A 15,599-nucleotide genomic window follows, 5' to 3' on the forward strand; every position below is an offset into this window, starting at 1 on the left:
CCCCCGAGCCCGGCGCCCCGAAGCCCGCCAGCCCTTTCCGCTTCCCCGACTCCCCCATCTACCCGCCGACCTCCGACCTGCCGGCCCACCTTCTCGACCCCGCGCACCTCGCCCACCCCGCCGACCAGTCCCGCTGGCTCGCCGACGTCGTGCAGTGGGCCCCGCCCTTCCGCTTGGCCCGCGAAGACCCCAACCGCGACCCCAACGATCCGCTCGTGCCCTGGTACAACCGGGGCGACGGTCGGGTGCACGCGCTCGGCGACCTCGCCGTCGTCTCCGTCGGGCGGCCGCCGGATGCCGTGCGGCATACGACTGACGCGGTTCGTACCCTGCGGGCGCTCAACCTGCGCGACGCGCAGGGGAACCGGACCGGGCAGACCGTGGCCGATCGCATCACGCCGCATCTGGAGCGGGAGTTGCGGCAGGAGCTGGCGTTGGCGCTGGAGGCGACGGATCCGGGCTCGTGGCAGGCGTTGTTGCGGTCCGGGCTGACGGTCGGGGGCGGTGACATGGTGCTGCGGGTGCGCTTCCGGTTGCAGGGCAACACCGAGGCGCCGCGGCCGTTGGACCGGGATCCGCTGCTCACCAAGTTCCTGTCGAAGTACGGCGACATCGCCTTCGTCTCCACCGCCGCGCGCGAGACCAGTCGGGGGCTGGGCTTCCTCGGGGAGGTCATCAGGAGCGCGGGGAGCGCGCTGGCCTCCGGCATCGGCACGTTCAAGCCCGGGTTCGTCACCACGCGGTCGACGCGGCACGGTGTGGCCGACGAGGTCCAGCTCGGCAACCGGGCCACCAACGGCTTCCGGGTCGGCGTCGCGCACTCGCTCAGCATCGAGATCGACGCGCACCTGCGCGACGGCGTCGGGGCGCAGACCGTGCACCCGGTGGCCGACAAGCAGGTCGTCGCCAGCTACCCCTCGGCGTACGGTGCCGGAACGCCCAGCAGGCCCGGCGTGCCCAGCGGCCACCCCACCATCGCCGTCACCGACAGCACCGCCATCGAGCGCTTCGACTACACCCTCGGCGCCGTGGACACCGCGCCGCTGGAGAACGAGTTCCTCAAGACCCTGATCGGGCCCGGGCGCGTCGCGCCGAAGAACGCCGCGCACGTCGTCGACGTCGCGACCGAGGCCTTCCTCGACGAGAAGTCCATGCGCGACCGGGGCCAGGCGCTGTTCACCGACTCGCTGCCGACCAACTTCATCCGCCTCAAGGGCTTCTCCGGCTACACCGGGCTGCGGGCGCGGGTCGTCAGCGTGGAGCGGGTCGCCTCGACCGAGGACGGCGGCATCCGCAACGACATCGCCGAGACCGTCACCGTCGACCACACCACGGGCCACGGCCAGGAGACGAGCTTGCGGTTCGGCCCGGAGTTCTCACTGGCCAAGGGCGTCACCATCGCCGCCAACGTGGTCGTCGGCATGAAGTCCCAGCACAGCACCGGCACCCAGGTGCAGGGCCAGGCGAAGACCGCCGTCATCCACGACGGCGACAAGGTCCGCTACCGGGCCGTCCTGCAGGTCCAGGGCCGCATCGAGGCCGACCGGACCATCCACGCCGGCCGGGACCACCTGGGCCGCACCGATCCGGTGCTCGGGTTCGGCGCGAACGTCGTCGGCGAACTCATGGTGCCCGAGCACCAGTCGGCTCAGTTCGAGCAGGCGATCGCGCGGCCGCCCGTCCCCGCACCGCGGCGCCAGAACGTCCGCCTCGACGCGGCGGCGGCGCTCAACGTCGTCACCCGGATCGGGCCCGGCCGGCGTCCCTCGCGCGTGCACGCCCCCGTCGCCCAACACACGCCCAAGGTGTACCGCAGCCTGCTGAAGAGCGCCGCGGCAGCCGAACCCTCGCCCTTCCCGCGCCACGGCGTGGCCGACAGCGCGAACTACGAAACCCTCCGGCAGCACGTGGCACGCCAGCCCGCCGACTCGGTCTCGATCCACGTGCCCGCCGGAGCGCCGCTCTCCCCAGCGCAGCTGAGAACGCTATGGCGCATGCAGGCCGGGCAAGGGGCCCGCATCTTCAGGATCCCGGCCGATGTCCGTACCGGCGCACACGAGCGACTGACCATCGACGAGCAGCTCAACCACATTGCGGTCGCGGTCGAGCGGACCGAGGCGTTCCAGACCCACCGCGGCTTCGTCCTGGACCCGCGAGGAGTCGACCACGGCTGGATCGGCAAGGGCGCCGCGGTCACCCGCAACCCGGCCCGCGACCCCGCGCCCGCGCAAGGCCACGCCGCGCAGGACACCTCCCCGGGCGCCGCGATCAAGCGCCTGTTCACCAACCGCCCGGCGGCGGCCGCCGGCCATCCGGCGCGGGAGGTCGAGAACCTGCACTCCGTCAGGGATCTGGCAAACCGGGCCGCGGAGCCCGGCAAGCCGCGCGACATCGCCCTCGTCGCGCCGGGCACGAGAGGACCGGCTCTGGACGGGCACATCGCAACCTTGGGCGACACCCCGGGTCTGCGCACGACCGTCCGGACAAAGGAGCACGACCTGCTGGGAGACCGGGACCTGCCGTCCGAGGGCTACGTCGCCAACCCCGCCGGACGCCTGGCATGGGGCTGGCGGCAGGCCGGAACGAACCGCTGGGGCACGGACGCCCCCACCCGCCACGACGCGCTCGCCGACCTGGCCCGCCAGGCCGGCCGGACCGGGCTGCAACTGGTCGTGAAGCGGGACAGCCCGTTCGCCACCGAGCTGCGCGAGACCGCCAGGGCTCTGCGCCCCGACGACTGGTTGACGACCGATGCCGAGGTGACACGCCGGGGCCAGCTTCAGGACCAGTTGGCCGCGGCCCGCGAGAACGACGGCGCGGGACTGGACGGCCTGACCGACGACCAGCTGCGGCAGCTGCTCGTCACCGACCGCTCGGTGCGCATCGTCGACGAGCACGGCATCGCGCTGCCCGAGCTCAACGCGCGGGAGACCATCGGCGGCCGCACGGTGGACGTCAACGGCATCGCGACGCGCGAGTACGAGGTCGTCGACCAAAGGCCCGTCGACACCTCGCTGCGCCTCAACGAGGAGCGTGCCGTGGCCGAGAACGGCCGTCTGCTCCGCTCCGTCGCGTGGCAGCCGGACGGCACCGTCGTCCCGCACGTCCGGCGGGCCGTCCACGTGTCGGACCCGCGCAGGGAGACCCCTGAGCTGGTGGCCGGCGTGGGCCTGGGCAGCGCGGCGGTCAAGGAGCTGCCCGGCGGCGAGCAGGTCCACGCCGCGGTGCGCAGCCTGGTCAACGAGATGGCCGGGGACCTGCCGAACCTGCGTCACGGCAACCGTCCCGGCGCACCGCAGGCCGACACCCGCCGCGACCGCACCGCGGCCCGGCGCCGCTTCAAGCTGGACAAGCAGCTCCAGCTCACCCTCGGCACGCCCAAACTGCGCGGCGCCCGGGGACGCGGCCTGGACACCGGGGTCCAGGAGGAGTTCCGCTTCCGCGGCCGCACCTACCGGGTCAGCGTCGAGCAGGTGCTCCTGGACCGGCGCTCCGACCCGGCCCGCACGACCGAACCGAAGGTCGCGATCGACCACCAGGTCAAGGGCACCCGCGGCACCGGCAGCACGGTGAAGCGCTCCTGGAACGCCGGCGCCGACGTCGGCGCCGGCGGCCGCGTCGAGCTCCCGCACGGCGGCGCCCTGGACATCGGGGACGCCGCGGTCGTCCTGACCGGCAGCAAGAGCCACGGCCAGTCGGACGGCAAGGCGGCCAAGGGCTACAGCCGGCTGCGTGCACCGGGAGGCACCGCGTTCCGTCCCGAGTACGGCGCCCGCTATCAGGTCACGGTCACCGAGACCACGCGCCGGTTCTCCGGCTTCCGGGAGCGCCGGACGGTGAGCCGGATCATCGAGGGCGACCGGGTTACGGTCCCGGCCATCGTGCACGAGGCGTTCCGGCCCGATGACAACACCGCCCGCGGCGCCGCCTACGTCGAAGCCAACCGCGCGGTCATCGCCACCATCGGGCGCACCAGCGTGCTCAGCGAGGGGGAACACGACGATCTGCGCGCGCATCCCGACCGCATCGACTTCTCCCGGTCCGGCACCGACGGCCTGCACGCGACCTTCGCAGGACTCGGCGACACCGTGCGCACCGCCTCCAAGGCGGTCATCGCGCAGGCCCGGCGCACCAACCCGCAGGTCCCGGACTCCGCATGGCGGCACCCGCCCTACGTGGCGGAGGTCGAACGCGCCGTCGCCGAGGGCTTCCTGCGCTCCAACCTGCCGCGGCTGCTGAGCGAGGAAGGGCTCCCGATCCCGCTGCCCAAGGAGTTCCACTCGCCCCTGCTGCGCCTGACCCGGCCGAACGCCGAGCGCTCGTTCACGCTGCGCGGCTTCCTGGTCCGCGCCGATCGGGCGACCAGACACGTCGCCGACGACGCGACGGTGGAGAGCTACAGCGAGAACGACCTGAAGCAGACGGACACGCACACCACGCGTCTGGGTCTCACCGGCGAGTTCTCCCTCGGTCCGGCGTACCAGAAGCCGACCGGGCAGGAGGACTCCGGGGGCGGCGGTGAGGAGCACACCGGGGCCGACGAGACCGGCGGCGCGCTGAGCAACTCCAACCGGCGGGCCATCGCCGACAAGTTCCACGCCTCGGTCAAGACCGAGTTCAACAGCACGCTGTACGGCAAGACCGAGGCGGCGACGAAGGGCAGCATCGACATCTCACTGCTCACCGAGAAGGTCTCGCAGGTGTTCCACCGGGCCCACCTCGTCCTGGAGATCACGGCCGACCGGCAGCCGGTGGAGTCCTGGCAGGTCACCCGGAACCTCAACCGCAAACTCGGGTTCGCCGACCACGAGGCCCGGACCGACACGACCCGGCTGCTGGTCGAGAACGCCGTCGAGGTCTCGATGAGCAGGACGCTGGACGACGACGTCCGGGACGCGCAGCGCCTGAACCCGCCGCCGGACAAAGACGACCAGACCCGCTACATCCCACGCCACGACGCCGCCTTCGCCGCCGGGTACGCGACCCACTTCGACGACCGGGCCGCGGTGTTCGACGCCCAGGGCGCGGTGCTTCCCCACGGCGCGCTCCGAATGGGCCCGGGAACGGGCATCGGCAACGCGATCCGGAACGTCCTGCGGGAGAGCAACCTGATCGAGCCGGAACACCTCACCGACACCTCGGACGCCTGGCGCGGCATCGCCACGGCCTTCGACCCCGAAGAGCTCAAGACGCACCCGCACGATCTGCTGAACACCGGCATCACGCACCGCGTGGAGGTCCCGGGCCGGTACGGTTCCACCCGGCGGTTCACCGTGCGGGTGCGGGCCCAGCACATGGACACCGACCACATCCGGTCGCGCGACCAGGACGCGGTGACGCTGGGCGGCCAGTCGCTGAAGCAGACTTCGGAGAGCCGCAACCAGGGGTGGGACTTCTCGATCGGCGCCGGCGCCGGCGGCCAGTTCACCAGGGACGGCGCGGGCGGAGGCACCCCGTTCGCCGCCCTGAAGTGGGGCACCGGGCGGGAGACCACCGCCGGGAACCAGGCCGTCGTCCGGGACATCCGGCGCGCGACCGCCGCGGCCGGCAGTGAGGAGTTCCTGCACCAGCTGGACGTGTCGATCGAGATCTACGCCGACACCGAGCTGCCCGTACCGCTGAACCACCTCGACCGGCCCGGCGTCGGGGCCGTCGCACCCGCGCCGCTGGTCTCCATCCGGACCGTGCACGACGGCACCGCGCAGCCACCGCGCGTCACGCTGCGCACCGTGGTCCCGCGACACCTCACCGAGCAGCGCCGACACGGCGACCCCCTGCCGCCGGCTCCGCAGGCGAACCGGGTTCCCCCGCCGGCCGTGGAACTGCTGGCTCCGGGCGAGCACGGCAGGCCCGGCGGGCTCGAATACTTCCTCGCCTCCAACCTGCAGGCGCTGACCTTCCCCGATCTGGAACACGTCGCGGCCTGGGCGCCGACGGCGTCGTTGGGCCGGGGCGAGGCGGCGCCGTTCGTGAACGGCCGGCCGCGGGCCGGCGGCGGCGGTCCGGCCGCACCGCACCTGGACCGGTACGCGCCGACCACGGACCAGGGGGTGCGGATGACCTCCTCGCTGGCCAACCGCAACGTCCGGGACAACACGCGCGACCTGTTCCAGGGCACGTTCGAGCTGCCCGGGCCGGGCGACACGCCGATGCGGCTGGGCGTCGAGACCGGGGTGATCCGGCCGGTCGGCGAGCCGAGCATGTACCTGGGCCTGACCTTCACCGAGCGCGCCGACGAGCCCTTCTTCAGCGAGGAGCACAGCAGCGGCTGGACCGCCAACATGACCTTCGGCGGCAACACCGCCGACGGCGCGGGCATCCCGGACTTCCACCGGGGCGTGTCCAAGGGCCGGGAGAACGAGGCCACGACCGGCGACTACGTCGAGTTCAACCGGCAGTTCACCCAGGACTCCTACACCTACCGCGGCCGGGTCTCCTACATCGTGGACGGCCCCGCGAACGGCACCGCCCTGCGGATCCGGTCCCACCAGGACTTCGAGGGGCTGCTGCCCAACGACTGGGCGGTGCTGGCCGCGCAGGAGTATCCGGCGCAGGTGGTGCACCCGCACGCGTTCGCCTTGCCGGACGACCAGGCGGCGCGGGACGTGCGGGTGGGGCAGATCGCCGCCGGACGGCGCGACCGCCCGGCCGACGAGACGATCCACCTGGTGGCCGACCTGAACGGCGGGACGGGGATCGACGCCTTCCGCCAAGCGGCGCGGCAGCTCGCGGTGGAACAGAACCGGACGGTCGACCTGGCGGTCGTGCACTACCGCGGCGACGTGGCGGACCATCTGGAGCACCACGTCTTCGAAGCCGACGAGCCCAGCCATCACGAGGCCGTGCGACGGGCCACCAAGCACGAGGACAAGTTGCGGAACGTGACGCAGCCCGCCGCGGATCTGGCGGTCGCTCAGCAGGCTCTCGCGAACGAGGACAGGCAGCCCCTCGACGAGAGAGCCCGAGCCTATGAGGCGTTGCGGCAGGATTTGGGGAACGATCCGCGGAGCGCCGACGAGTTGTACAGGGAATACCAGCAGGCCCGACAGGCCCGCGTCGACACGTGGCGGAGCAGTCGGGGCGGCGATGCCGCGCCGAACACGCCGGACACGCCGGACCGGACCCCGGCCGAGGAAGAGGCGGTGCAGGCGTATGACCGGGCACGCGCCGCCTACACACGTCGCGCCGACCTGATCGACGCGGTGGCGCAAAGGGAGCCGGCGGCCCGAGACGCCGAGCGGGCGATAGCGCAGCGCGAGCGAGACGTCGGCGCTGCGCAGGCCAGGCTCGACGACGTCCGGCGACCCGCTGACAGGGCCGCTGCCCGGGCTGACATGAGTCGTGCGGTCTCGGCGCAGCACGCCCAGAGCCTCGGGCAGGCCAGGACCGCCGACGCGGAGCATCGCAGCGACCTGAGCAACCTGGCCACTCCGGACCAAACGGTCCAGACGGCGTGGCAGCCGACGCCGTCCGGGTTCGCGCTGCCCAACGACAACGCCCGGTTCGCCGCGGCGCACACGCTGCCGGCGCATTCGGAGACCACGGTGGTGGCCGTGGACACGACCGTGGACGCGGGCGGGAACTACACGCTGCGCGGCCGGGTCATGACCCGCACCGAGCTCGCGACCGGGATCGTCGACCAGCTCCTGGCGGCGTCGGCGGAGACCCCGCTGCCGCGCCGGGTGGTGATCCACGGCGACGACAGCGCCGCGCTGGCCCAGGCCGTCAGCCTCGCGTACCAGCGCCATCCGGACGCCGCCACCCTGCCCCGGATCGACGTCATCGGGGTCCGCGGCACGATCGCGCAGGCGGAGGCCGGGGCGTCGTTCGTCGGCCGGCTCACGGCGACCGCGGACCGGCTGCCGCTGGTGAACCTCGACCCGGCGGGCTGGGTCGTGCACCGCGCGGGCTTGCCGAGACTCCTCGACGGTCGGCACCGGTACGCCGACTTGGCGGCGCTGCTCGCCGCGCTGGACGCCACCATCGTCGACTGACTGCGAACGCCGGTACCGACGCTGGTACCGATACGAATGCCGATAGCCATGCCCAGCACGAAGGCAGGAACCTGATGACCACCTCGGCCGAAGCCGGCGCGGACGCCGCCTCCACGATGGGCGGCGCGTGCCACACGATGCTGCTCCGCCTGGCCGGGCGCGCGCCCGACGGGCTGCTGACGCAGGCGCGCGCCTGGCTCGCCGACGGCGAGGTGGAGCTGCTGGCCCGCGCGGTCGCCTCCGGCGTCGCGGCGGCGGGGCTGACGCTCGCGCCCGACGACCTGGTGCTGCTGCGCTGGGTCCTGGAGGTGGCCGGTCTGGACGCGGCGCCGCTGGACCGGGTCGTGGTCGGGGAGGAGGCCGACACGCCGGTGGAGCACGCTTTCACGCCTGCGGCGCCGGAGGTGATGGAGCGGCTCGGGGCGGAGTTCGGGCCCTGTCTTGATGTGAGCTGGCTCGGCGGTGGGCGTCTGGGTTCTGATTCGGCCGATTCGGCTGGCACAGCTGGCACGGCTGGCACTGTTGGCACGGCTGGCCCAATTAGCCCGACTGGCTCGATTAGCCCGGCTGGCGCTGTTGGCTTGGCTGGCTTGGCTGGCGCTGTTGGCACGGCTGGCACTGTCAGCCCGGCTGGCACTGTCGGTCCGGCCCACCTCGCCGAGGTGGTCGACGACCGGGATCGGGCCGCCGTCGCGGCTGCGGCCGAGTTGCCCGGCACCGTGGCGTTGTGGCGAGCGTGGCGGCAGCCCGCGGACGGCGCGCCGTGGCCCGCTCCGCGCCGGGTGTACCTGCTGGCGGTGGCGGATCCGCAGTCCGCCTGGGCCACGACCGCCGAGCTTCAGCGGCGGCTGGCCGCGCACGGCGAGGTCGATCCGCAGGTGGAGGCGTTCGCCACGGACCAGTTCCTGCCCCCGTACCAGCGGACCGCGCGTTCGTCCTCCGCGCTGTTGTGGACCGCGGCGCCGAGCGTGCCGATCCGACTCGCCCCGGTCTACGACAAGGCCGACAACGACGCGGCGCCGGGCTTCGCCGCCGACCGGCCGCGGCTGGCGGACATCGACCGCGTCGTCGTCGCCGACCTGCTCGACGGCGGCACGGTGGTGCTGTCCACCACCGCGTACCTGGACGACGTCCTGAGCCCCGGTCGCCGGATCCCGGTGAACTTCCGCACCGACGGGTTCTGGGTCTGGAACGACGCCGCCGCCTACTACGCCCGCGAACACGGCATCGCGCCGGTCGCCGCGCTGCTGGACCACCTGCGGTCGGACCGGCCGCGCACCCGGCCGGACGCTGTCGCGCTCTTCCGGGCGACGGCGGCGCTCACGCAGCCCGAACCCGCGCAAGGCTGACTCCCGCCTCGCGCAACGGTCCCGGCAGTGTTTCTTCTCTTTCCGCAGCCCGACGTTCCCGGCCCGCCGGTTGAACCGCCGGACAACGCGCTGCGTAAATGCCCACCGACGGGCTAGAGAAAGGGGGAAGCGTGGAATTCAGCCTTGTCGACGAGCCGTGGATCCCCGTGCTCCGGGGTGGTGAGCGGGTGCGGGTGGGGATCCGGCAGGCGCTCTTGGAGGCCCGCTCGATCACCGACCTGGCGCCGGACGCGCCGATCCAGGAACCGGCGATCCTGCGGCAGGTCCTGCTCCCGGTGGTGTGGGCGGCGCTCGGGCCGTGCCGGGACGACGACGAGTGGGCCGTGCGGTTCGGCCAGGACGGCTTCACGGCGTCCGAGCAGCTCCGCATCGAGGCCTACCTGACGGCGCACCGTCCGAGGTTCGACCTGTTCAGCGCGGACACGCCGTTCGCCCAGACCCCCGGTCTGCGGGCGCTCAACGGCCGGACCAAGTCCGTCGCGCTGTTGATGGCCGACGTGCCGAGCGGCAACAACGTTCCGCTGTTCGCCGCCGCGACGGAGGCCACGCGCGTCGAGCTCACGCCGGCGCAGGCCGCGTGCTGGCTGGTGAGCACCCAGTGCTGGGACACCGCGGCCATCAAGACCGGGGCCGTCGGCGATGAGAAGGCCAAGGGCGGCAAGACCACCGGGAACCACACCGGTCCCCTGGGCCGCCTCGGCCTCGCGTATCCGGCCGGGCTGGACCTGTATCAGACCCTTGTGCTCAACTCCCCGGTCCTCGCCTCCGACTTCGTGGACGACGCCCCGGCCTGGGAGCTGCCGCCGCCGGACGCCGGGTGGGGAACGCGGCCGGTGAACGGGATCCTGGACCTGGTCACGTGGCCCGCACGGCGGATCCGGCTGTTCCCGGAGGCGAGCGGCGACGGCGTCCGGGTGGCGCGTGTGGTGGTGGCGGCCGGCGATCGGATGAAGGAGGTTCCGGACTTCGAGCCGCACACGTTGTGGCGGCACGGTGCCGGAGCCAAGGCTCGGCGGCCGCGGTGGCATCGGCCCGGCCAGCCCGCGTGGGAGGGTATGGCCGCGCTGCTCGCGGTCGGCGGCGCTGACGGTACTAGCGGTACTCACGGCACCCGCGACGAAACCCACGCCGACAACGCCCCGGCCCATACCGACAGCGCCCGAACCCGCGATGACAGTCCCCCGGCGCGCGGTAGCAGTCCCCCACCTCCCGACACCAGTCCCCATCCCCGCGGTGACAGCGCCCCGGCCGGCATCGACAGTGCCGGCACCCGCGATGCCACCGCCCGGGCCCGCGACGGGTTCACGACCAGCAGCCTGCTGACCCAACTCGCCCGCCTGCACGCGCACGGCGCCGTCGCCGCCGACTACCCGCTGCGCGTCCGTACGGTCGCCGTCGCGTACGGCGTCCAGTCCGCCATCATCGAAGACGTCGCCGCCGACCAGATCTCGATCCCCGTCGCCGCACTCGCCCCCGACGGCCGGGCCCGCGTCCACCTCCTGGAGGTCGCCGAGCAGGCCGAGCGGCTGGCGCGCGCCACCGACCGCCTGGCCGCCGACCTGCGGCGCGCGTCCGGCGGCGAGCCGGTGCCGTGGGAGAACGGCGAGCACGCCGGTGAGCGGCTGCTCTACGAGCTGGATCCCCTGGTCCGCAGGGTCCTGACAGGCTTGCAGCACCACACCGCGGACCAGCAGTCCGTCTCCGTCGGCATCGCGACGTGGCAGCAGGCCGCGCGCGCCACGACGCTGCGCGTCGGCACCCAGCTGCTGCACGCGACGCCGCCCCGGACCTTCGGCGGCCGCGAGGTCGGCGGACGGCGGTACCGGGGCGCCACTGCCGAGGCCGCGTTCCGTCGCGAGATCAACCGGACCCTGCCGTTGGCCGCCCCGAGCGCCGCCGCCCCGGAAGTCAGCGTCGGTGTCAGTGTCAGTGTCAGTGTCAGTCTTAGCGTCAGCGCCGGCGCCGGACAGGGGGCGGTGTGAATGGCCTCGCTCGAACACCGCGATCGCTGGTTCTGGGAAAGCTTCCACCCCCGCAGCGCTGACGCCGGCGCCACACTCGCCGCGTTGCGCAGAGGGGTGAACAGAATCCCCGGCGACGTCCCGGAAATCTGGCCGCACCATCGGGTGGTCCTTCCCGAACACACGTGGACCCACGACGCGCCACCGCCGGCACTGGCCGCTGAGCACGCCGCGTTGGTGACCTTCGCCATCCACCAGCAGTCCCAGCCGATGTCGATGCACCGGCCCGGGGTCCCGCTGGGCCGGGCGTTGCTGGCGCTGCGGAAGGACGGCAAGTACTCCGAAGCCGCCGTCGATCGGCGGGTCAACGCCATGGCCACCGCCACTGATGTCAAAGAGCTGACCGAGCATCTGCGTCGCCTGGTCAGCCAGCTGCGCGGCATCCGCCGGCCACTGGACTACACCGGCCTGGTCCAGGACCTGTTCGACTGGCACTACCCGCAGCGTCGCTCATACGTCCGACGCGCGTGGGGCAGCCAGTACTACCTGTGGTCCAGCGCCGACACCACCACCGAAGCCACGACGGAGGCCCCCGAATGACGCCGCCGATGTACCTGGACCTCCACATCCTGCAGACCATCCCGCCGGCCAACGTGAACCGCGACGACGCGGGCAGCCCGAAGAGCGCGGTCTACGGCGGCGTCCGGCGCAGCCGCGTGTCCTCGCAGGCATGGAAGCGCGCGACGCGGCAAGCCTTCGCCGTGCACCTGCCCGAGGCCGAACGCGCCACCAGGACCAAGAAGATCGAGTCCTTACTCGCCGCACGCCTGAAGGCCCGCTTCGCCCTGGACGCCCCGGTCGCAGCACGCCTCGCCGAGGCGATGCTCGCGCCGCTGGGCATCAAGGCCGGCAAGAAGGAGGCCGAGACCAGCTATCTGCTGTTCTTCGGCTACCGGCAGCTGGAAGCCGTGGTCGATCTGGTCGCCGAGGACATCGACGCTCTCATCAAGCTGGAAGGGACCGACTTGGCGGCGGCCGTGGGAGGGCTGCCGGTCAAAGCGTGTCTGGGCACTGGCCATCCGCTCGACGTGGGACTGTTCGGGCGGATGGTGGCCAACCTGTCGGAGTTGAACGTGGACGCCGCAGTGCAGGTGGCGCACGCGTTGTCCACGCACGGCGTCGAAGTCGAATTCGACTACTTCACCGCCGTCGACGACGAGAACACCGCCGAACAGGCCGGCGCGGGGATGATCGGCACGATCGAGTTCAACTCCGCCACGCTCTACCGCTACGCGACCGTCGGCCTGCACCAGCTGCACGCCAACCTTACCGACCCCGGCGCGGCCGTGCAGGCGCTGGACCTGTTCGTCGACGCCTTCTGCCGCTCGGTGCCCGGCGGGCATCAGAGCACGTTCGCGCATCGGACGCTGCCGCACCTGGTCGTCGCGGTGCTGCGGGACGACCAGCCGATCAACCTGGTCGGCGCGTTCGAGCGTCCGGTGGCCGCCGACGCGGGCATCGCCGAGGCGTCGATGCGCCGGCTGGCCGCCGAGCACCACGCGGTCACCGTGACCTGGGGCGGCACGCCGCGCCTGCTGGTCGCCTCGGGGCACGCCAGCGAACCGGCGACCGCCGCGAGCCTCACCGAGGCGTTCGGCGCGCTCGTGCCGTTCGCCGAGATGTGCGAGGCGGTTCAGCGCGCGGCCGCCGCTTGGTACGGGGAAGTCCTGGTATGAGCACAGACGATTCGGTGCTGTCCCCTGACGATTCGGTGTTGTTACTCCGGCTGGCCGGACCGTTGCAGTCGTGGGGCGCGAGCAGTCAGTACAACCGCCGCGACACGGCGAACGCCCCCACGAAATCCGGCGTTCTCGGGTTGCTCGCCGCCGCGCTGGGGCGCCATCGTGGGGACGACATCAGCGATCTGTTGCGCCTGCGCCTGGGAGTTCGTACGGACCAGCCCGGCAGCCTGCTGCGCGACTACCACACCGTCAGCGACTACCGGGGCGTACCGCTGTTGTCGGCGGCCACGAACCACGCAGGGTTGCAGAAGGCGACCTCGCCGAAGAAGAGCATCCATGTGACGACCCGGTACTACCTCCAGGACGCGGTGTTCGTCGTCGCCGTCGCCGGTAGCGCGCAGACCGTTGAAATGCTTCGGTCGGCGGTCCGAGCGCCGGTGTTTCCGCTGGCGCTCGGACGGCGCAGCTGCGTTCCGGTCGGGCCGTTGGTGATCGGCACCTGTCGCGGCGGGTTGCTCGCGGCGTTGGCCGACACCCCTTGGCAGGCCGGGGAGCTGGCGCTGCGACGCCATCGCGGCTCCTCCATCCGGCTGCCGGTGACCGTCGACGACGACCCGTCCTCGTCGGCCGAGATGCCCGGCGATTCAGTCGGCCGCATCCGAGACGTCCCCGTCAGCTTCGATCCGCGGCGGCGCGGCTTCACCGAACGCGCGGTCCGCCACGGCTGGGTCACGGTGGCGACCGGCGTCGAGGACGCCGAGCCGGCCGGACCCGCGAGCCGACCCGACCACGATCCCTTCGCACTGATCGATTGGTAGCCATGCCGTACCTGTCGAAGATCCTCATCAATCCGCGCCGCCGCGACGGTCAGGCGCTGCTCAGCAACCCGCACGTCGCGCACGGGATGATCATGGCGGGTCTGCCCGATCCCGCCGCCGACCGCCCGCTGTGGCGGATCGACGCCGACAACCCCGCGCGGCCCCAATTGTTGGCCCTCACCGGCAGCCGTCCGGACTGGACGCACATCACCGAGCAGGCCGGCTGGCCCGACTCCGACGCCGAGCAGGTGGTGGTGCGCGACTACGCGCCGCTGCTCGACCGGCTGGAGAACGGGAGGCGCTACGCGTTCCGGCTCACCGCGAGCCCGACGCAGTCGCTGAAGAACCCGCTGAAGCCGAGCGCGGCGCAGAAGGCCGTGGCGGAGGCGCAGAACGGGCGCCATCGGGGGCATCGCGTGGCGCACCGGACCCTGGCGCAGCAGCTCGGGTGGTTCCTCCAGCGCACGGAGCGGTGGGGATTCACGATCGCCGAGACGGAGGTCGGGTCGTCGATCGCTGCGACGGAGACTGGCCCGTCGCCATCCGAGGCGCCAGAGACGCCCCGCAACATCCGGATCGCCAGCAGAGAGATACGGCGCTTCCAGAAGACGGCCGGCGGGCCGACCATCACCGTGTCCGTCGCGACCTTCGAGGGCGTGCTCGTCGTCACCGACGCCGAGAGCCTGCGCGCCACTTTGACGGCGGGAATCGGCCCGGCGAAGGCGTACGGGTGTGGCCTGTTGACGCTGGCTCCGGTAACTTGATGAAACGGCCCCGCACCCGCGGGGATCGTCCCTGGACCAGAGGGACGCTGACGCCGGTGCCTGCACAGACTCCGCACCTCCGCGGAGATCTCCCCCGGGTACGCTGAAGTCAGTATTCTGCTGAAGACCCGTCCCCGCACCAGCGGGGATCCCCCGCTCACCGACACCGCATGAGCGATCGTTCCCGCACTGGCGGGCATCATCCATTGGCACGCTCAAGCCGACAGTAGGCGGTCGGGATCCGTCCCCGCACGCGCGGGGATCCCCCACGCTAGACCTTGGCCGGCGAGCTGGGCGCCGAGTCGGCTCCGCACTGGCGGAGGTTTCGTCGGCTATTGCTTGCTCTGCTGACGTTTTGGCGCTCCTGCTTTATGTGTGGGTGCGGGTGATTGGTGTCGGGTGAGTGTGGTGGGTGCGGTTGGGTTGTGGTTTTTAGAAGCTTTTTACGGCTTCGCACATGGTTGGATGGCCTCGCGGGGAACGCAGTTCGGTTGTGCGGGACAGGTTGCGCTGGCGGCTGGCCGGTGTCGCTGTGCACGACCGCGCGCCGGTCCGAGTCACTGCGCACAGGTCGTGCGGGCGGGTGGCGGCCGCGTGTGGTGGGTGCCTGAAGTCAAAAACAGGGCCTCCGGCGGCGCCTGCGCGGCGAGCGGCCTCGCTCCGGGGGTGGGGGCCGCGTAGTCTGCCGCCGGATGCTGCTTGTGGTCGCCTTCGTCCCGGGTTCCCCGTCACGTCGTCGCCTGACGGAAGCAGACCGGTCCGGTGGTATCAAGTCGGATCGCTGTCGCTGTGGCAGGGTTCCGTGCGACTTGACACCACCGGCCCGGTCCAAGATCGGGTAGTTAAGGGTTTGTGGCCGGTGTCAAGGCTTGTTGTGGGGTGATGGTGTAGGTGCCGGGTGCGGTTTTGGTGATGTGGCCGCGGTGGGCGGCGGTGTTGAGGGCGACGCC

Annotated in this window: 7 protein-coding genes; all 7 read left to right on the forward strand. The window is 72.2% G+C overall.

All coding sequences use genetic code 11. From position 1 onward, the window contains the following. The first annotated feature begins 215 nt into the window (after nt 1-215). The 7 genes from GWK61_RS43540 to cas6e all read left to right on the forward strand — a co-directional run bounded on the left by GWK61_RS43540 (nt 216) and on the right by cas6e (nt 14,649). Nucleotides 216-7,994, forward strand: a complete 7,779-nt coding sequence (locus GWK61_RS43540; protein WP_228563920.1) for a hypothetical protein — start codon at nt 216-218, stop codon at nt 7,992-7,994. A gap of 74 nt (nt 7,995-8,068) precedes the next feature. Beyond that, nucleotides 8,069-9,343, forward strand: coding sequence for a collagen-like protein (locus GWK61_RS43545; RefSeq protein WP_194918117.1), 1,275 nt, complete (start codon nt 8,069-8,071; stop codon nt 9,341-9,343). A 131-nt stretch (nt 9,344-9,474) separates the two neighbouring features. Beyond that, nucleotides 9,475-11,346: a type I-E CRISPR-associated protein Cse1/CasA gene (casA, locus tag GWK61_RS43550; RefSeq protein ID WP_194918119.1), complete on the forward strand. Its 1,872-nt coding sequence runs from the start codon at nt 9,475-9,477 to the stop codon at nt 11,344-11,346. Beyond that, nucleotides 11,347-11,925, forward strand: coding sequence for a type I-E CRISPR-associated protein Cse2/CasB (casB, locus tag GWK61_RS43555; RefSeq protein WP_194918121.1), 579 nt, complete (start codon nt 11,347-11,349; stop codon nt 11,923-11,925). It begins immediately after the preceding gene. Beyond that, complete coding sequence (cas7e, locus tag GWK61_RS43560; RefSeq protein WP_194918123.1) at nt 11,922-13,061, forward strand: type I-E CRISPR-associated protein Cas7/Cse4/CasC; 1,140 nt, start codon at nt 11,922-11,924, stop codon at nt 13,059-13,061. Before casB ends, cas7e begins: the two co-directional genes overlap by 4 nt. After that, nucleotides 13,058-13,885, forward strand: coding sequence for a type I-E CRISPR-associated protein Cas5/CasD (gene cas5e, locus GWK61_RS43565; protein WP_194918125.1), 828 nt, complete (start codon nt 13,058-13,060; stop codon nt 13,883-13,885). Before cas7e ends, cas5e begins: the two co-directional genes overlap by 4 nt. Before the next feature lie 2 nt (nt 13,886-13,887). Continuing rightward, complete coding sequence (gene cas6e, locus GWK61_RS43570; protein WP_194918127.1) at nt 13,888-14,649, forward strand: type I-E CRISPR-associated protein Cas6/Cse3/CasE; 762 nt, start codon at nt 13,888-13,890, stop codon at nt 14,647-14,649. The last annotated feature ends 950 nt before the right edge of the window (nt 14,650-15,599 follow it).

Origin of the sequence: Catenulispora rubra (assembly GCF_015356825.1) — a bacterium.
GTDB lineage: Bacteria > Actinomycetota > Actinomycetes > Streptomycetales > Catenulisporaceae > Catenulispora > Catenulispora rubra.